The sequence below is a fragment of the Streptomyces sp. NPDC058872 genome, from assembly GCF_042743065.1.
Taxonomy (GTDB): Bacteria; Actinomycetota; Actinomycetes; order Streptomycetales; family Streptomycetaceae; genus Streptomyces.
Map to the genome: position 1 here is coordinate 31,249 of NZ_JBHYMK010000001.1, position 17,443 is coordinate 48,691.

Here is a 17,443-nt window from a genome sequence, read left to right on the forward strand (position 1 = left end):
GAGTGTCAGTGGGCGCCTGCACGATGGGCACAGACGGCCACCACGCCGTCGCACGACGAACAGGAGGCTCGGCATGGCCCCCGCGCAGCCCGGACCCGCGTCCGACGTCCATCCCGTCCCGCGCCGCTCCGCCGCCCCGCCCGCCGCCCTCGACCTGCTCGCCGCGTCCCGTGCCGGACTCGCCGAGGCCGCCGCCCTCGACCGCCCCCACGAGCGGTACGCCACGGCCCACCTCGCCGCCCTCCGCGCCGCAGCCGCCGTGCTCGCCGCCCGGGGCAGGCCCGACACCCGGCACCGTCGCCGGCAGCGGATACGGAGCGCATGGGAGCTCCTCGCCGAGCTGGCGCCCGAGCTCGCCGAGTGGAGTGCCCTCTTCGCGGCCGGTGCACCCCGCAGGGCCCTCGCCGAGGCAGGGGTCAGCAGTGCGGCCACCCGGCGCGAGGCCGACGACCTGCTCAGGGACGCCGCACACTTCCTGCACCTGGTCGAGCGGCTGCTCGCCCTCCCCGCGGTGCTGCCCGGCCGGCCCGGAGGGGACGGGGGCGACGGATGATCCGAAAGGCGGGAGCGAGGCCATAGGGTGGGGAGCGTCCGTACCCGTCACCGAGGAGTCAACAGCCGTGCCGGACCCTTCCCCTGTCTTCGGTCGAGAGGCCTCGTCGCGCCCGTCGCGCGCCTCCCTGCGCACCGCCGTCGTCTGGGACGTGCTCAAAGACGCCCTGGACCGCCGGGTCGAGGCCACCGGGAAGGGCAGCCTCGACGTCCTCGACACGGGCGGCGGTTCGGGGAACTTCGCGGTGCCGGTGGCCCGCCTCGGTCATCGGGTCACCGTCGTCGACCCCAGCCCCAATGCGCTCTTCGCGCTGGAGCGCCGCGCCGCCGAAGCCGGCGTGGCCGACCTCGTCACCGGCGTCCAGGGCGACATCCGCGGCCTCTTCGACGTCGTCGGGCGGGAGGAGTACGACGCGGTCCTCTGCCACGGGGTCCTGGAGTACGTCGACGACCCCGCCGAGGGCGTGCGGAACGCGGTCGCCGCGCTCCGCCCCGCGGGCAGCCTCAGCCTGCTCGCCGCTGGGGTCGGCGGCGCCGTCCTGGCCCGTGCCCTCGCCGGTCACTTCACCGAGGCCCGGCACGCCCTCGGTGACCCGGCGGGCCGCTGGGGCGAGGGCGACCCCGTGCCCCGGCGCTTCACCGCCGAGCAGCTCGCCGAGCTGTCCGAGAAGGCCGGACTGGACGTCGGTGCCGTGCACGGCGTCCGGGTCTTCGCCGACCTGGTTCCCGGCGTCCTGGTCGACACCGAGCCCGGCGCCGCCGAGGCCCTCCTCAAGCTGGAGGCGGTTGCGGCCGAGCTGCCTTCCTTCCACGCCATCGCCACCCAGCTGCACGTTCTCGGCGAGAAGCGGAGCTGACCGAAACCGCCACCCGTTCGGCGGTGCGGGCCGCGACGCTCCATGGAGTAGGCCACAGGCCGCCCGATGAGCCGCTTCGCCCCGTATGATCGGAGGACATCATCCGGCATGACGGGCAAGGGGCTGGGGAATCAACGCCTCAGCAACCGATCCGCATGGCGGCCCGGATTGGCTATTCGGCAGTGAGGGCGGGTTTCACGGGGGCGATTCCCTGCCTATCCTGAAAGGGCCGCAAACCGGTCGCCCCCGCGACCGACGACTAGGAGGACTCCGTGCCGCTCTCGGAGCACGAGCAGCGAATGCTCGAGCAGATGGAGCGAGCGCTGTACGCCGAAGACCCCAAGTTCGCGACAGCGCTCGAGGGAAGCGGACTGCGTACGTACACCCGGCGACGGGTTTACCAGGCAGTCGCCGGCTTCCTGGTGGGTATCGCGCTCCTCATGGCCGGAATGGTCGCACAGCAGATCTGGATCAGCGTGGTGGGTTTCCTCGTCATGCTGGGCTGCGCGGTCCTGGCGGTCACCGGATGGCGCAAGGCGCCGAAGCCGGGCGAGCAGCAGACCAAGGGGGGAAAGGCGGCCGACGGCCGTCAGCCCCGACAGCGACGCTCCATGATGAACCGGATCGAAGAGCGGTGGCAGCGCCGCCGCGACGAGCAGCAGGGTGGCGGCCACTGACGGCCTCCTGAGCGGCAGCCCCGCCCCCTCGGACATCGACCGAGCCCCACGGACGGGCACACTCCGGTGTGCTGTTCCGCGGGGCTCGGTCGCTTCCGGCACCTCCTGGCCGATGCCCCCGAACGCTCCGGTGCGTCCGATCGGCTCGCGTTCCGCCCGGCGGACGTGAACCCCGGGGCGGACCGCCCCGGACCCTTGCGGCCCGCTCGACGGCCCTTCCGGCGGAGTGCCGGGCCGGGGCCACGGAGCAGCCGGGGAACGACGGGCCGGGGCTGCGGGGTCCTCGCCGGACGAGGACCCCGAGACGGTTCCGTCAGCCGGCCGCCCGGGGCCGGCGCTGGAACCGGGCCACCAGAGCGGCGCGCCGGGCCGTCCCCGCGGTCTTCGCGGCGGACCAGCGGTACGAGGCCGCCCAGCGCACACGAACGGCCGAACGGGGAGCGAACCGGGCCCGGAGCCGGGTGCGCCGGTCAGCTCCCGCGCGGAACCCCGCACGGACCCGCCCCGCCTCCTCGGCCAGGCCGGCCACCGGTTGCGGTCGGGGCGCGTACAGCACCTCCTCCACCGCCCGTGCCACCCGGTGCACCGCTTCGGCGGGCTCGCCCCGCAGCTCACCGAGCCGGACGATCCGGTCCGCCGCCTTCCTCGGGGTCAAGGATTCGTCCGGTTCGATGCCGTGGTCCCAGGCGGTGTCGTTCACCTCCTGCCACACCGCGAGCGTCCGCGCCGCGGTCCCTCCGGCCCCGCGCGTCCCGCCCGGGCCGAGCCGGGCGGCCCGCACCCGGGTCCGCCAGAGCAGCGGGAGGAGCGGGAGGACGAGGAGGAGCAGCACGGCGAGGGAGAGCAGCACCGTCCCGAGGCCCGGGCCCGCATCGTCCGAGGAGGCCTCGGCGACCGCCTCGTCCGGGCCGCAGTCCCCCAACCGGCGCAACTGCGGAGTGCAGCCGTCCGAGGCACTGGGCGCGGCGGCCGGCTGCGCCGAAGCGCTCTGCTGCGGTTGGGCGGGACCGGTGGCCGTTCCGGAGGGGGTGTTCTCCCGGGCGTACGTGGGGGTGGAACCCCGTGAGGGGGTCGGCTCGAACCGGGTCCACCCGGCCCCCTCGAAGTAGAGCTCGGGCCAGGCGTGGGCGTCCCGGATGCCGACGGACACCGAGCCGTCCGTCTGCGTCGTGCCCGGCATGAAGCCCACGGCCACCCGGGCGGGGATGCCGAGCGAGCGGGCCATCGCCGCCATGGAGAAGGAGAAGTGGACGCAGAAGCCCTCCTTGTCCTTCAGGAACCGGGAGATCGCCTGCACGCCGGTGCCGGACACCACTTCGACGTCGTAGCGGAAGCCCCCCTCCCGGGCGAACCAGTCCTGGAGCCTCACCGCCCGCTCGTAGTCGTTGCGGGCCCCTTCGGTGACCGTCAGGGCCGTCTGCTTCACGTCGGACGGGAGCGAGGGGGGAACCCTGGTGTACTCGCGGCGCAGCTTCTCCGGAGCGGCCCCGGCACCGGCCAGCTGCTCCGCCGTCGGCTGCACGTCCAGGCTGGTGACCTGGTAGCGGGCGCCCTTGGTGGTCTGCCTGTCGTCGCCGACGAGCATCCGGCCGGCCGGCTCGTACCGCCAGCGTCCGTCGATGTCGACCCGGCCGGCCGGGTACGGCATGGGCAGCCACTTCTGCTCGTACGCCTCCGAGGCGACGAAGTTGCTGGTCACTTCGGTGACCTGGACGTCCTGGGCGAGCCCGTCCGGCCAGGGCAGCTGCTCGGGCAGGTCCTCGATCGGGCGCACCGAGGACTTCCACGAGATGCCGTCGAACTGGTCGAGGGCGACCAGCCGCAGATACAGGTTGCCGGTGTCCCGGGCGTTGGTCCGGTAGCGCAGGACCTCCCGGTCCTCCGGCTGGCGCAGGTTGTTCTGCAGGGAGACCAGCGGGTTCACCGCGGAGATCGTGCCCCCCTTGCCGAGGCCTCCGCCCCCTCCGCCGTTGCCGCCGAAGAGGCCGCCGGAGAGACCGGGCAGCGCCAGCGGCACCACCAGGGCGATGCCCATGGCGACCGCGCCGATCCGCCGACCGGTGCGGGCCGGTGCGAGGGCGGGGCCCTCGGCGATGCCGGAGCCCGGCCGGCCGGAGCGGTGTGCGGCGCCGAAGACCCGCCCCCACTGGGAGAGCCTTTCCCGTCCTTCGGCGAGGAGCAGCAGCAGATAGCCGGAGGCCGCGAGGAGGAACCAGAGCCAGCCGGCCCCGCCGCCGGAGAGGCCGGCGGCCACCGAGTACAGGGCCAGCAGCGGCAGTCCGGCCGGGGCCGCCTTGCGGAAGGTCACCGCGAGGGCGTCCACCAGGAGGCCGATCGCGACGACGCCGCCGATCAGCATCAGCCGGATGCCCTCGGTGTCGGGCGCGGGGATCGCGTACCGGCCGACGTCCTCGGCACCCGCCCGGAACAGTTCGGCCGCGTGGTCGAGGACCCGGGGGCCCGGGAGGAACCAGAGGACCGCCTGTTCCCGTGCGAAGAACACGGTCAGCGAGAGGAGCGCCACGGCGATCTGGGCGAGCAGGGTCAACGGCCGGGCCAACGGCACCCGCCGGGCCAGCGTGCCCACCCCGCTCACCAGGGCGAGCACCAGGGCCGCGGTGAAGATCCAGGTCGCCGGTTTCACGAGCGGGAGCAGCGCCCCGGCGGCCATCAGGGTGGCGCCCCACGAAGCAAGCGTCAACCGTGCGGGGCCGCTCATGACCGTCCTCCGTGCGTCTCGGCGGCGACGGAACCGGGCCGGAGCCCGGCCGCCTGCTGCCACAGGTCCGTGAGCCGGGCCCCGGGGGGCACGGCCACTGCCGTCCAGCCGGCCTCCTGCAGGTCCCGCACCCGCTCCTCCACCGAGCCGGTGACCGAGCCGGCGGTGAGCCAGGCACCGGAGTCCAGGACGAAGGCGACGGCCGCGCCGGCCCGTCCGCGCATCCGGGCGGCGAGGGCCGTCTGTTCCTCGTCGAGGTCCCCGAGGAAGGCGATGAGGAGTTGGTCGGCGCCGCCGCGCAGCACGTCGGAGGCGCGGGAGAGCCCGGCCCCCTCGGAGTGCTCGACCACCGCGAGGGTGTCCATGATCAGACCGGCGGTGTCGGCCGAGTCCTGCAGCGATCCGGCGAACCCGTCGGAGCCCTCGCCCGGGACGGCACTGCCGGTGTCGGTGAGCAGCCGCACCGCGAAGCCCCGCTCCAGCATGTGGAGGAGGACGGAGGCGGCACCGGAGACCGCCCACTCGAAGGCGGAGTCGGGCCCCGCGCCCTCGAAGCCGATCCGGCGGGTGTCGAGCAGGACGGTGCAACGGGCCCGCTGGGGGAACTCCTCGCGGCGGACCATCAGCTCGCCGTAGCGGGCGGTGGAGCGCCAGTGGACCCGGCGCAGGTCGTCGCCGTGGCGATAGGCGCGGGGGATGACGTCGTCGTCGCCGGCGAGCGCGAGGGAGCGCTGCTGCCCGTCGCCGTACCCGGAGGCCTCGCCGAAGAGCTTCACCGGCGGCAGGGCCTCGGTCCGGGGCACGACGGTGAGGGTGTCGTACGCGCTGAAGGAGCGGGTCAGCTCGCACATCCCGAAGGGGTCGCTGAGACGCAGTTGGAGGGGACCGAGGGGGAACCGTCCGCGCAGATCGGACCGGACCCGGTAGGACACCTCGCGCTTCCCGCCGGCCTCGACCCGGTCGAGGACGAAGCGGGGGCGGGGCCCCAACATGTACGGCACGTGGTCCTGGAGCATCAGCAGGCCGGTGGGGAGTTTGGAGACGTTCTCCACCCGGAGCTGGACCCGCGCCTCGGTCCCGGCCTTCACCCGCTGGGGGGTGAGCCGGCGGGAGGCCGCGACCCGGTACCGGGTCCGGTGCAGCACCAGGACGCAGATCAGCGGGAGGGACGCGAGCAGCAGGCCGACGCGCAGCAGGTCGGCCTGACCGAGGACGTACGCGCAGACGGCGGCGGCCACCCCGGCCGCGAGGAAGGAACGGCCGCGGGTGGTGAGGCCGCCCAGGGCGGCCCGCACACCGCCCCGGCCCTCGTCGGCGCCCCGCTGGTCGTCCGGCGCGGTGGCGGTGGTCATCACAGCTGCCGGGCGCCGGGCTGCTGGCCGTAGAGCGGGGCGGCGGGCGGGGCCGTCGACGGTACGGGGGTGCGCTGCAGGATGTCCTGGACGACCTGCTCGACGGTGCGGCGGTTCAGCTGCGCCTGGGCGGTCGGCAACAGCCGGTGGGCCAGGACGGGCGCGGCGAGTGCTTGGAGGTCGTCGGGCAGCACGTACTCGCGACCGCTGAGCGCCGCGGATGCCTTGGCGGCCCGCAACAGGTGGAGCGTGGCCCGGGGGGAGGCGCCGAGCCGCAGGTCGGCATGGGTGCGGGTGGCGGCGACGATGTCGACCGCGTACCGGCGGACGGAGTCGGCGACGTGGATCCCGCGCACCGCCTCGATCAGCTTCAGGACGTCATGGGCGTGCGCGACCGGCTGGAGGTCGCCCAGCGGGGAGACCGAGCCGTGCACGTCGAGCATCTGGAGTTCGGCCTCGGGGCTCGGGTAGCCGATGGAGACCCGGGCCATGAAGCGGTCGCGCTGGGCTTCGGGCAGCGGGTAGGTGCCCTCCATCTCGACCGGGTTCTGGGTGGCGACGACCATGAACGGGCTGGGCAGCTCGTACGTCTGGCCGTCGACCGTGACCTGACGCTCCTCCATCGACTCCAGCAGCGCCGACTGGGTCTTCGGCGAGGCGCGGTTGATCTCGTCGCCGATCACGATCTGGGCGAAGATCGCGCCCGGCTTGAACTCGAAGTCCCGCTGCTGCTGGTCGAAGATCGACACGCCGGTGACGTCCGAGGGCAGCAGGTCGGGGGTGAACTGGATGCGGCGCACCGAGCAGTCGATGGACCGGGCCAGGGTCTTGGCCAGCATGGTCTTGCCGACGCCGGGGACGTCCTCGATGAGGAGGTGCCCCTCGGCGAGCAGCACGGTCAGCGAAAGCCGTACGACCTCGGGCTTGCCCTCGATCACACCCTCCACCGCCCTGCGGACACGCTCCACAGTGGTGGTCAGATCTGCAAGGCTCGCTCGATCGTCATAGGTCGTCACCCCGGCCCTCCTCGGCCTTTCGGAACTGTCGTCCGAAGCATTCTTGTTGCCGTGGCCGGGTCGTGTCACTCGCCCATGGACAATCGGGAGGGAAAAACGATGCTTTGGAGGTTTACGTCGGGTCGATCTCGCGCAGGAGGCCCGTCGTCACGTCGAAGACGAAGCCCCGGACGTCGTCGGTGTGCAGCAGGAAGGGCGAGGTCCGCACCCGTTGCATGGACTGCCGGACGTCCTGGTCGACGTCGCGGAAGGCCTCGACCGCCCAGGCCGGTCGCTGGCCGACCTCGTCCTCCAGTTCGTGCCGGAAGTCCTCGGTGAGCGATTCGAGGCCGCAGTTCGTGTGGTGCACCAGCATCACGCTGCGCGTGCCGAGGGCCCGCTGACTGATGGTGAGGGAGCGGATCACGTCGTCGGTGACGACGCCGCCCGCGTTGCGGATGGTGTGACAGTCGCCCAGTTCGAGGCCGAGGGCCGCGTGCAGGTCGAGACGGGCGTCCATGCACGCGACCACGGCGACGCGCAGGACGGGCCGCGCGTCCATTCCGGGATCGGCGAAGTCGGACGCGTAGCGTGCGTTGGCCCCGACGAGACGGTCGGTGACCGTGGAGCCGGTGCTCGGGGCGTCGCTGGAGGGGTGCGCGGAGGTCGACATGGTTCCGACGTTAAGGGGCACACCCCGTGCGGGCCCGCCGTGAGACGGGACATAAGGACGTCAACGGACCGCGGTGTGAGCCACCCCACAGGGCGGGCGATCCCGCCCCCGAACGGGTGAGCCGTCCGTAACGTCCGACCGGCTCGTCACGGCCGGGCGACGCGCCAGTCAGTTGATTGACCGGCGGGTCCCGTGGACTAAAGTGACGCGGAGTTCACGGAGACAACGAGCGATTTCCCGCGGTTTCTCCCCCCGTGTGTGCGGCGGTACCTACGGCTCGGCCTCCTCGCGCGGTACGTGCCTCCGCGCCGGATCTGAGAGGGCGCATTGAGCAACGACCGACACGTCCCGGTGATGCTCCAGCGGTGCCTGGACATGTTGGCCCCCGCCGTCGAGCGCCCCGGCGCGGTCGTGGTCGACTGCACCCTGGGCCTGGGCGGGCACAGCGAGGCCCTGCTCCAACGGTTCCCCGGGGTGCGGCTCGTCGCCCTCGACCGCGACAAGGAGGCCCTGCGGCTCTCCGGCGAGCGGCTCGCCCCGTACGGAGACCGGGCCACCCTCGTCCACGCGGTGTACGACGAGCTGCCCGAGGTCCTCGACCGGCTCGGCATTCCCTCGGTGGACGGCGTCCTGTTCGACCTGGGCGTCTCCTCCATGCAACTGGACGAGGCCGACCGCGGCTTCGCCTACGCCCAGGACGCCCCGCTCGACATGCGGATGGACCAGACGGCCGGCATCAGCGCCGCCGAGGTCCTCAACACCTACCCGGCGGGCGAACTGGTCCGGATCCTGCGCGCGTACGGCGAGGAGAAGCAGGCGAAGCGGATCGTCTCGGCGATCGTGCGCGAGCGCGAGAAGGAGCCCTTCACCAACAGCGCCCGACTCGTCGAACTCATCCGCGACGCCCTCCCGCAGGCCGCCAAGCGCACCGGCGGCAACCCGGCCAAGCGCACCTTCCAGGCCCTGCGCATCGAGGTCAACCGCGAGCTGGACAGCGTCGAGAAGGCGATCCCGGCAGCCGTGAAGGCGATCAACGTCGGCGGGCGGGTCGTCGTCCTCTCGTACCAGTCCCTGGAGGACCGCATCGTCAAGCAGGTCTTCGCAGCCGGTGCGGCGACCACCGCACCGCCCGGCCTGCCGGTCGTCCCGGAGAAGTACCAGCCCCGCCTGAAGCTCCTCACCCGGGGCGCCGAGCTGCCCACCGAGGAAGAGGTCGCCGAGAACCGACGTGCCGCCCCGGCCCGGCTCCGGGGGGCCGAACGCATCCGGGAAGACCTTCGGTGAGCACGGCGAAGGGGCCCCTCAAAGGGAGGGCCGCGCGGCTCGGACGGCTCATGCCGTCCGGGCCCAGCTCAGCCGCCCGCACCCCCTTCGTCCTGCTCGTCGTGGTGCTGCTCGGCGGTGGCCTGATCACCCTGCTCCTGCTGAACTCGGCCCTCAACCAGGGCTCCTTCAAGCTGAACGAGCTCAAGCACGAGACCACCGAGCTCACCGACGAGCAGCAGGCGCTCCAACGGGACGTGGACGACCGCTCGGCCCCCGACGCCCTGGAGCGCCGGGCCCGCGAGCTCGGCATGGTCCCCGGCGGCAGCCCCGCCTTCCTGGGGCCGGACGGCAAGGTGCTCGGCGAGCCCTCCGTCGCGGTCGCCCCCAAGCCGAGCCCGACCCCCACGGCGGACCCGAAGGCCCAGCCGTCCGACCCCGCCGACCCCTCGACGCCGACCGCGGGCAACGGGTCCGCAGCCACCGGCACGGCCCCGCCGGACTCCGGGCCCACCCCCGCGACGCCGTCCGCGAACCCGCCCGCGACCGACCCGACGACTTCCGGCAGGTGACCGACCCGTGCCCTCCAAGGAGCCACCCCGCCGTCGCGTCCCCGGCCCCGCCCGGCCCGCGCGGCCCCGCCCCGCGGCCGGGGCGCGCACGCCCGGGGCCCGCCCGGCGCGCCGCCCGGCCGCGAAGCGCCCGGCCCCCCGGCCCCCCGCCCGCCAGCCCCGGCCCCTCCGGCTCGGTAGCCCCCGGCCCCGGCTGCGGCTGATCTCCTTCGGGCTGACCCTCGTCATGCTGGTCTTCGTGGTCCGGCTGCTCCAGGTCCAGGCCGTCGACGCCAGTGCGTACGCCGCCAAGGCGGACAGGTACCGCTTCCAGGAGTACACGCTCTCCGCCGAGCGCGGTGAGATCACCGACCGCAACGGCATCGCGCTCGCCTCCAGCGTCGACGCCTACGACATCACCGCCGACCCCAAGCTCTTCACCGTTGAGGAGGCCAAGGTCGCCGACGCGCCCGAGCAGGCGGCCGCGCTCCTCGCCCCGATCCTCGGCAAGCAGCCCGCCGAGCTCGCGAAGAAGCTCCGCACCCCGAAGTCCCGCTACACCCTCCTCGCCCGCAAGCAGACCCCGCAGGTCTGGAACCAGATCAAGGACCTCAAGAGGGTCTACGGGCAGAAGGCCGCGGGCGCCGACGGCAACGGGGTCAACCTCCTCGGCGGCGTCCTCAGCGAGCCCAGCACCAAGCGCGTCTACCCCAACGGCGAGCTCGCCGCCGGAATACTGGGTTACGTCAACGCCGAGGAGCGCGGCGCCGGCGGTCTCGAATCCATGCTCGACGCAGAGCTCGCCGGCAAGGACGGCAAGATCCGCTTCACCCAGTCCGGCGGCCGCCAGGTGCCCACCGCGGGTTCCCAGGGCACCCCCGCGGTCCCCGGCTCCGACATCGAGCTGACCATCGACCGGGACATCCAGTGGGCCGCCCAGCAGGCCATCACCGAGCAGGTCAAGAAGTCCAAGGCCGACCGCGGCTACGTCATCGTCCAGGACACCAGGACCGGCGAGGTCCTCGCCATGGCCAACGCCCCCGGCTTCGACCCCAACGACCTCTCCGCCGCCAACGCCGCCGCCATGGGCAACGCCGCCCTCCAGGACGCCTACGAGCCCGGCTCCACCAGCAAGGTCATGTCCATGGCCGCCGTCCTGGAGGAGGGCAAGGCCGCCCCGGACACCCACGTCACCGTCCCCAACCGGCTCCACCGCGGTGACCGGCTCTTCAAGGACGACGTCGACCACCGCACCTGGCAGCTGACCCTCAACGGCGTCCTCGCCAAGTCCAGCAACATCGGCACCATCCTCGCCACCGGCCGACTCGGCGCCGACCAGCCCGAGTCCAACGAGGTCCTCTACTCCTACCTGCGCAAGTTCGGCATCGGTCGCCCCACCGGCCTGGGCTACCCCGGGGAGACCCAGGGCATCCTCGCCAAACCCCGGGACTGGTCCACCTCGCAGCAGTACACGATCCCCTTCGGCCAGGGCCTCTCCATCAACGCCATGCAGGCCGCCTCCGTGTACTCGACCATCGCCAACGGCGGCGTACGGATCGAGCCGACCCTCATCCGCGGCACCAAGGGGCCGGACGGTCGCTTTTCCGCCGCGCCCGAGCCCGAGGAGTCCCGGGTCATCAGCGAGAAGACGGCCAAGACCCTCGCGCAGATGCTGGAGTCGGTCGTCGACGACGAAGAGGGCACCGGCAACAAGGCCGCGATCCCCGGGTACCGCGTCGCGGGCAAGACCGGCACCGCCAACCGCGTCGACCCCGAACTCGGCCGCTACAAGGGGTACACCGCCTCCTTCGCGGGCTTCGCCCCCGCCGACGACCCCCGCATCACCGTCTACTGCGCCATCCAGAACCCCACCAAGGGCAGCTACTTCGGGGGTCAGATCTGCGGCCCCATCTACAAGAAGGTCATGGAATTCGCCCTCAAGACCCTGCACGTGGCACCGACCGGCAAGCAGCCGGCCCGGCTGCCGGTCTTCTCCGCCTCCACCCCGTGACACCCCGGGAGCACCACAGTGACGACGATCACCCCCCGTTCCGGAAACCGGAAATCGAACTCCGGCGACGCCCCCGGCTCATTTAGCCCCGCACCCGTTGCGCCCGGTACGCTCACCGCCGTGCCACACGCTGATCAGTACCGAACCACCCCGCCCCGGCCGGAGCAGGGACGCCCGACACCCCTGGGCGACCTGGCCGCGCAGCTCGGGATCGACGCCCCCGGGACCGCCGAGGTCTCCGGCATCACGCACGACTCGCGCGCCGTGCGCCCCGGGGACGTGTACGCGGCCCTGCCCGGCGCCCGCACCCACGGTGCCGACTTCGTCGCCCAGGCCGCCGGCCTCGGTGCCGTCGCGATCCTCACCGATCCGACGGGCGCCGACCGCGCCGCCGCGACCGGTCTGCCGGTCCTCGTCGTGGAGGACCCGCGGGGCCGGATGGGCGAACTCGCCGCCGAGGTCTACGGACGCCCCGGCGAGGACCTCCTCCAGATCGGCATCACCGGCACCTCCGGCAAGACCACCACCGCGTACCTCGTAGAAGGGGGCCTGCGCGCAGCGCTGTCGAGCGAGGGTGGTGGCGGGCGACGGGAGGGCCTGCGCGCAGCGCTGTCGAGCGAGGGTGGTGGCGGGCGACGGGAGGGCCTGGGTGGCTCCCGCCACGGGACCGGCCTCATCGGCACCGTCGAGATGCGGATCGGTGACGAGCGGATCAAGTCCGAGCGCACCACCCCCGAAGCGACCGACCTCCAGGCCCTCTTCGCGGTCATGCGCGAGCGGGGCGTCCGGGCCGTCGCCATGGAGGTCTCCAGCCACGCCCTGGTGCTGGGCCGGGTCGACGGCTGCGTCTTCGACGTCGCGGTCTTCAACAACCTCAGCCCGGAGCACATGGAGTTCCACTCCGACATGGAGGACTACTTCCGGGCCAAGGCCTCGCTCTTCACGCCCGAGCGCAGCCGCCTGGGAGTGGTCAACCTCGACGACGCGTACGGCCGCAGGCTCGTCGCGGAGGCGACCGTCCCGGTCGTCACCTTCTCGGCCGAGGGCCGCACGGAAGCCGACTGGCGCGCCGAGGACCTCGTCCTCGGCTCCCACGACTCGACGTTCACCGCCGTCGGACCGGAGGGCGAGCGGCTTCCCGCGACCGCTCCGCTGCCCGGCCCCTTCAACGTCGCCAACACCCTCGCCGCGATCGCCGCCCTCGCCGCCGCGGGCCTGGACCCGAAGGCCGCCGCCGAGGGCATTGCCGCCGTTCCCGGCGTGCCGGGCCGTCTGGAGCGCGTCGACGCCGGACAGCCGTACCTCGCGGTCGTCGACTACGCCCACAAGACCGATGCCGTCGAATCGGTCCTGCGTTCCCTGCGCGAGGTCACCGAGGGGCGTCTCCACGTCGTCATCGGCTGCGGCGGCGACCGGGACACCACCAAGCGCGGGCCGATGGGCGCCGCCGCGGCCCGGCTCGCCGACACCGCCGTCCTGACCTCCGACAACCCCCGCTCCGAGGACCCCCTCGCGATCCTCAGCACCATGCTCGCCGGTGCCGCCGAGGTGCCCGCGGGAGAGCGCGGCGACGTCCTGGTCGAACCGGACCGGGCCGCGGCCGTCGCCGCGGCCGTCGCCCGGGCCAGGCCCGGCGACACCGTCCTGGTCGCGGGCAAGGGCCACGAGCAGGGGCAGGAAACCGCCGGGGTCGTCCGTCCCTTCGACGACCGCGAGGTCCTGCGCACAGCGATCCTCGAACAGAACGCCCGGGACAACCAGGGCGAAGACAGCCACGAGAACAGTCAGGGATGAAGCAGTGATCGCCCTCTCCCTCGCCGAGATCGCCGAAATCGTCGGCGGGCAGGCACACGACATACCGGATCCGGCCACCCGGATCACCGGGCCCGTCGTCATCGACTCCCGCGAAGTGCGGGCCGGCAGCCTCTTCGCGGCCTTCGCCGGTGAGCACGTCGACGGCCACGACTACGCGGAACGCGCCGTCGCGGCGGGTGCGGCGGCCGTGCTGGCCACCCGCCCCGTCGGCGTTCCCGCGGTCGTCGTGGACGACGTCCAGGCCGCGTTGGGCGCCCTCGCCCGCGCGGTCGTCGAACGGCTCGGCACCGATGTCGTCGCCCTCACCGGTTCGGCCGGCAAGACCTCCACCAAGGACCTGATCGCCCAGGTCCTCGAACGGCACGCACCCACGGTGTGGACCCCCGGCTCGCTCAACAACGAGATCGGTCTGCCGCTCACGGCGCTCCGCGCGAGCGACGAGACCCGGCACCTGGTCCTGGAGATGGGCGCCCGCGGCATCGGGCACATCCGCTACCTCACCGGCCTCACCCCGCCGCGCATCGGCCTCGTCCTCAACGTGGGCAGCGCCCACATCGGCGAGTTCGGCGGCCGGGAGCAGATCGCCGAGGCGAAGGGCGAGCTCGTCGAGGCCCTGCCGTCCGCCGAGGAGGGGGGCGTCGCGGTCCTCAACGCCGACGATCCGCTCGTCCGCGCGATGGCGAGCCGCACCAAGGCCCGCGTGACCCTGTTCGGCGAAGCGGACGAAGCGGCCGTACGTGCCGAGAACGTCCACCTCACAGAGAACGGACAGCCTTCTTTCAGGCTTCACACACCCACCGGGTGCAGTGACGTGACCTTGCGCCTGTACGGTGAGCACCACGTGTCGAACGCGCTCGCAGCGGCCGCCGTCGCGCACGAGTTGGGCATGCCCGTCGAAGAGATCGCCACCGCGCTCTCCGAGGCAGGTACCCTGTCGCGCTGGCGCATGGAGGTCACCGAGCGTTCGGACGGCGTGACGATCGTCAACGACGCCTACAACGCGAATCCCGAGTCCATGCGGGCCGCCCTGCGCGCGCTCGCGGCCATGGGGCGGGCCGCACGGGCCCGGGGGGCTCGTACGTGGGCGGTGCTCGGCAAGATGGCCGAGCTCGGTGACGCATCGCTCGTCGAGCACGACGCGGTCGGGCGGCTTGCCGTCCGACTCAACGTCAGCAAGCTCGTCGCGGTCGGGGGCAGGGAAGCGTCCTGGCTGCAACTGGGCGCATATAACGAGGGTTCGTGGGGTGAGGAGTCGGTGCACGTGTCCGACGCGCAGGCGGCTGTCGACCTGTTGCGCAGTGAGCTGCGCCCGGGGGACGTCGTCCTTGTGAAGGCTTCCAGGTCGGTCGGTCTCGAACAGGTCGCGCTGGCGCTCCTCGACACCGAGGGCGAGGTCACCGGCCGATGAGGCAGATCCTCTTCGCGGGGGCCATCGGGCTCTTCCTGACCCTGATCGGCACGCCGCTGCTGATCAAGCTCCTTGCTCGCAAGGGGTACGGGCAGTTCATCCGGGACGACGGCCCGCGCGGCCACGCCGGGAAGAAGGGCACGCCCACCATGGGTGGCATCTCCTTCATCCTGGCCACGCTCATCGCGTACGCCCTGGCCAAGGTCATCACCGGCGAGGACCCGACCTACTCGGGCGTCCTGGTGCTGTTCCTCATGGCGGGCATGGGACTGGTCGGCTTCCTCGACGACTACATCAAGATCGTCAAGCAGCGGTCGCTCGGTCTGCGGGCCAAGGCGAAGATGGCCGGTCAGCTGATCGTCGGCATCGCCTTCGCCGTGCTCTCCCTGCAGTTCGCAGACGCGCGCGGCCTCACCCCGGCCTCCACGAAGCTCTCCTTCATCACGGACTTCGGCTGGGCCATCGGCCCGGTGCTCTTCGTGGTCTGGGCGCTCTTCATGATCCTGGCCATGTCCAACGGCGTGAACCTGACGGACGGCCTGGACGGTCTGGCCACCGGGGCCTCGGTGATGGTCTTCGGCGCGTACACCTTCATCGGGCTCTGGCAGTTCCAGGAGTCCTGCGCCAACGCGTTGACCCTGACCAACCCCAACGCCTGCTTCGAGGTCCGCGACCCGCTCGACCTCGCGGTCGTCGCCTCCGCGCTGATGGGCGCCTGCTTCGGCTTCCTCTGGTGGAACACCTCGCCCGCCAAGATCTTCATGGGCGACACCGGCTCGCTCGCCCTCGGCGGCGCCCTCGCCGGCCTCGCCATCTGCTCCCGCACGGAGCTCCTGCTGGCCCTGCTCGGCGGCCTGTTCGTCCTGATCACGATGTCCGTGATCATCCAGGTCGGCTCGTTCAAGATGACCGGCAAGCGCGTCTTCCGGATGGCCCCCCTCCAGCACCACTTCGAACTCAAGGGGTGGTCCGAGGTCCTGGTCGTCGTCCGGTTCTGGATCATCCAGGGCATGTGCGTGATCGTGGGCCTGGGCCTCTTCTACGCGGGATGGGCATCGGAGAAGTGACAGAACAGCTCGACTGGAACGGCAAGAAGGTCACCGTCGCGGGGCTCGGGGTGTCCGGCATCCCGGCCGCCCGGGTCCTGTACGACCTCGGCGCACTCGTGACCGTCGTCAACGACGGCGACGACGAGCGCTCCCGGGCGCAGGCCGCCGAGCTGGAGGAGTGGGCCGCCGCGCGCAGCGCCTCCGGCGGGGGCGAGGGCGGGCGACGGGCGGGCATCACCGTCCGCCTCGGCGACGGTGCGACCCTGCCGACCGGTACCGAGCTGATCGTCACCACGCCCGGCTGGCGGCCCGACAAGCCCCTCTTCGCAGCCGCCGCCGAGGCGGGCGTGGAGATCTGGGGCGACGTCGAGCTCGCCTGGCGCCTCCGCGGCCCCGGGGCGGCCCCCTGGCTCGCGGTCACCGGCACCAACGGCAAGACCACGACCGTGCGGATGCTCGCGTCGATCCTGGAGGCTGCCGGTCTGCGGACCGCCGCCGTCGGGAACATCGGCGTCTCGCTGCTCGACGCCGTCCTCGGCGGGGACGCGTACGACGTGCTCGCCGTGGAGCTCTCCAGCTACCAGCTGCACTGGGCCCCGTCCGTCCGCGCCCACTCGGCCGCCGTGCTCAACCTGGCGCCCGACCACCTCGACTGGCACGGCTCCATGGAGGCGTACGCCGCCGACAAGGGCCGTGTCTACGAGGGCAACCGGATCGCCTGCGTCTACAACGTCGCCGACGCGGTGACCGAGGACCTGGTGCGCGAGGCCGACGTCGAGGAGGGGTGCCGGGCCATCGGCTTCACCCTCGGCACCCCCGGCCCCTCCCAGCTCGGCGTCGTCGAGGGCATCCTCGTCGACCGGGCCTTCGTGGAAAACCGGCAGAAGAACGCCCAGGAGCTGGCCGAAGTCGCCGACGTCCAGCCCCCGGCCCCGCACAACATCGCCAATGCCCTCGCCGCGGCCGCCCTCGCACGTGCCTTCGGCGTCGAGGCCACGGCGGTGCGGGACGGGCTCAAGGCCTTCCGGCCCGACCCGCACCGCATCGAACTCGTCGAGGAGGTCGAGGGCGTCACGTACGTCGACGACTCCAAGGCCACCAACACCCACGCCGCCGAAGCCTCGTTGGCCGCCTATGAGCCGATCGTCTGGATCGCCGGCGGCCTCGCCAAGGGGGCGACCTTCGACGAGCTCGTCCAGAAGTCGGCGAAGCACTTGCGCGGGGCCGTCCTGATCGGGGCGGACCGTGCGCTGATCCGCGAAGCCCTGGCGCGACACGCCCCGGAGGTCCCGGTGGTGGACCTCGACCGGACCGACACTGGGGCGATGTCCGATGCGGTCCGCGAGGCGGCCCGGCTCGCCCGCCCCGGGGACACGGTCCTGCTCGCCCCCGCCTGCGCCTCGATGGACATGTTCACCAACTACAACAAGAGGGGCGAGGCCTTCGCGGACGCCGTCCGCGCCCTCGCCGCCACCGGGGACGCCTGACCCGACCAGCGGGGGTCCGGCCGGACCGGGCACG

General features: G+C 72.7%; 14 protein-coding genes. 10 read left to right on the forward strand and 4 right to left on the reverse strand.

Annotation, left to right across the window (positions count from 1 at the left end):
- Positions 1-73: 73 nt before the first annotated feature.
- From ACFW22_RS00160 to ACFW22_RS00170, 3 genes are all read left to right on the forward strand, one after another.
- Positions 74-553, forward strand: a complete 480-nt coding sequence (locus ACFW22_RS00160; RefSeq protein WP_386396510.1) for an SAV_6107 family HEPN domain-containing protein — start codon at positions 74-76, stop codon at positions 551-553.
- A gap of 67 nt (positions 554-620) precedes the next feature.
- Positions 621-1,409 (forward strand): methyltransferase, encoded by a 789-nt coding sequence (locus ACFW22_RS00165; RefSeq protein WP_386396513.1) that lies wholly within the window; start codon positions 621-623, stop codon positions 1,407-1,409.
- Between the two features lie 272 nt (positions 1,410-1,681).
- The gene (locus ACFW22_RS00170; protein ID WP_386396515.1) at positions 1,682-2,086 is read left to right on the forward strand and encodes a DUF3040 domain-containing protein; all 405 of its coding nucleotides are present in this window, start codon (positions 1,682-1,684) and stop codon (positions 2,084-2,086) included.
- Between the two features lie 313 nt (positions 2,087-2,399).
- Here the strand turns inward: ACFW22_RS00170 and ACFW22_RS00175 are convergent, their stop codons facing one another.
- The 4 genes from ACFW22_RS00175 to ACFW22_RS00190 all read right to left on the reverse strand — a co-directional run bounded on the left by ACFW22_RS00175 (position 2,400) and on the right by ACFW22_RS00190 (position 7,825).
- The gene (locus tag ACFW22_RS00175; RefSeq protein ID WP_386396518.1) at positions 2,400-4,805 is read right to left on the reverse strand and encodes a DUF3488 and DUF4129 domain-containing transglutaminase family protein; all 2,406 of its coding nucleotides are present in this window, start codon (positions 4,803-4,805) and stop codon (positions 2,400-2,402) included.
- Positions 4,802-6,157 carry a DUF58 domain-containing protein gene (locus tag ACFW22_RS00180; RefSeq protein WP_386396521.1) on the reverse strand — a complete coding sequence of 452 codons (1,356 nt, stop codon included), beginning with the start codon at positions 6,155-6,157 and terminating at the stop codon, positions 4,802-4,804. Before ACFW22_RS00180 ends, ACFW22_RS00175 begins: the two co-directional genes overlap by 4 nt.
- The gene (locus ACFW22_RS00185; protein ID WP_386396524.1) at positions 6,157-7,173 is read right to left on the reverse strand and encodes an AAA family ATPase; all 1,017 of its coding nucleotides are present in this window, start codon (positions 7,171-7,173) and stop codon (positions 6,157-6,159) included. The genes ACFW22_RS00180 and ACFW22_RS00185 overlap by 1 nt, the downstream gene beginning before the upstream one ends.
- Before the next feature lie 112 nt (positions 7,174-7,285).
- Positions 7,286-7,825, reverse strand: coding sequence for a beta-class carbonic anhydrase (locus ACFW22_RS00190; protein WP_386396526.1), 540 nt, complete (start codon positions 7,823-7,825; stop codon positions 7,286-7,288).
- Between the two features lie 327 nt (positions 7,826-8,152).
- On the opposite strand from ACFW22_RS00190, the gene rsmH reads away from it, so the two are divergent.
- From rsmH to murD, 7 genes are read left to right on the forward strand one after another with little or no spacing between them, the layout of a single operon-like run.
- The gene (rsmH, locus tag ACFW22_RS00195; RefSeq protein ID WP_386396529.1) at positions 8,153-9,109 is read left to right on the forward strand and encodes a 16S rRNA (cytosine(1402)-N(4))-methyltransferase RsmH; all 957 of its coding nucleotides are present in this window, start codon (positions 8,153-8,155) and stop codon (positions 9,107-9,109) included.
- The gene (locus tag ACFW22_RS00200; RefSeq protein ID WP_386396531.1) at positions 9,106-9,660 is read left to right on the forward strand and encodes a hypothetical protein; all 555 of its coding nucleotides are present in this window, start codon (positions 9,106-9,108) and stop codon (positions 9,658-9,660) included. Before rsmH ends, ACFW22_RS00200 begins: the two co-directional genes overlap by 4 nt.
- Positions 9,661-9,667: 7 nt before the next feature.
- Positions 9,668-11,650 carry a peptidoglycan D,D-transpeptidase FtsI family protein gene (locus ACFW22_RS00205; protein WP_386396533.1) on the forward strand — a complete coding sequence of 661 codons (1,983 nt, stop codon included), beginning with the start codon at positions 9,668-9,670 and terminating at the stop codon, positions 11,648-11,650.
- A gap of 18 nt (positions 11,651-11,668) precedes the next feature.
- Positions 11,669-13,444, forward strand: a complete 1,776-nt coding sequence (locus ACFW22_RS00210) for a UDP-N-acetylmuramoyl-L-alanyl-D-glutamate--2,6-diaminopimelate ligase (protein WP_386396535.1) — start codon at positions 11,669-11,671, stop codon at positions 13,442-13,444.
- 4 nt (positions 13,445-13,448) lie between these two features.
- On the forward strand, positions 13,449-14,873 hold the full coding sequence (gene murF, locus ACFW22_RS00215) for a UDP-N-acetylmuramoyl-tripeptide--D-alanyl-D-alanine ligase (RefSeq protein WP_386396538.1): 1,425 nt from the start codon (positions 13,449-13,451) through the stop codon (positions 14,871-14,873).
- Positions 14,870-15,940 (forward strand): phospho-N-acetylmuramoyl-pentapeptide-transferase, encoded by a 1,071-nt coding sequence (gene mraY, locus ACFW22_RS00220; protein WP_386396541.1) that lies wholly within the window; start codon positions 14,870-14,872, stop codon positions 15,938-15,940. Before murF ends, mraY begins: the two co-directional genes overlap by 4 nt.
- Positions 15,922-17,409 (forward strand): UDP-N-acetylmuramoyl-L-alanine--D-glutamate ligase, encoded by a 1,488-nt coding sequence (murD, locus tag ACFW22_RS00225; RefSeq protein WP_386396544.1) that lies wholly within the window; start codon positions 15,922-15,924, stop codon positions 17,407-17,409. The genes mraY and murD overlap by 19 nt, the downstream gene beginning before the upstream one ends.
- Positions 17,410-17,443: the final 34 nt, after the last annotated feature.

Excerpts from the sequence above, each read along its gene's own strand:
- ACFW22_RS00160 (WP_386396510.1), top strand. The coding sequence starts at position 74 with ATGGCCCCCGCGCAGCCCGGACCCGCGTCCGACGTCCATCCCGTCCCG.
- ACFW22_RS00175 (WP_386396518.1), bottom strand. The coding sequence starts at position 4,805 with ATGAGCGGCCCCGCACGGTTGACGCTTGCTTCGTGGGGCGCCACCCTG.
- ACFW22_RS00180 (WP_386396521.1), bottom strand. The coding sequence starts at position 6,157 with ATGACCACCGCCACCGCGCCGGACGACCAGCGGGGCGCCGACGAGGGC.
- ACFW22_RS00190 (WP_386396526.1), bottom strand. The coding sequence starts at position 7,825 with ATGTCGACCTCCGCGCACCCCTCCAGCGACGCCCCGAGCACCGGCTCC.
- mraY (WP_386396541.1), top strand. The coding sequence starts at position 14,870 with ATGAGGCAGATCCTCTTCGCGGGGGCCATCGGGCTCTTCCTGACCCTG.
- murD (WP_386396544.1), top strand. The coding sequence starts at position 15,922 with ATGGGCATCGGAGAAGTGACAGAACAGCTCGACTGGAACGGCAAGAAG.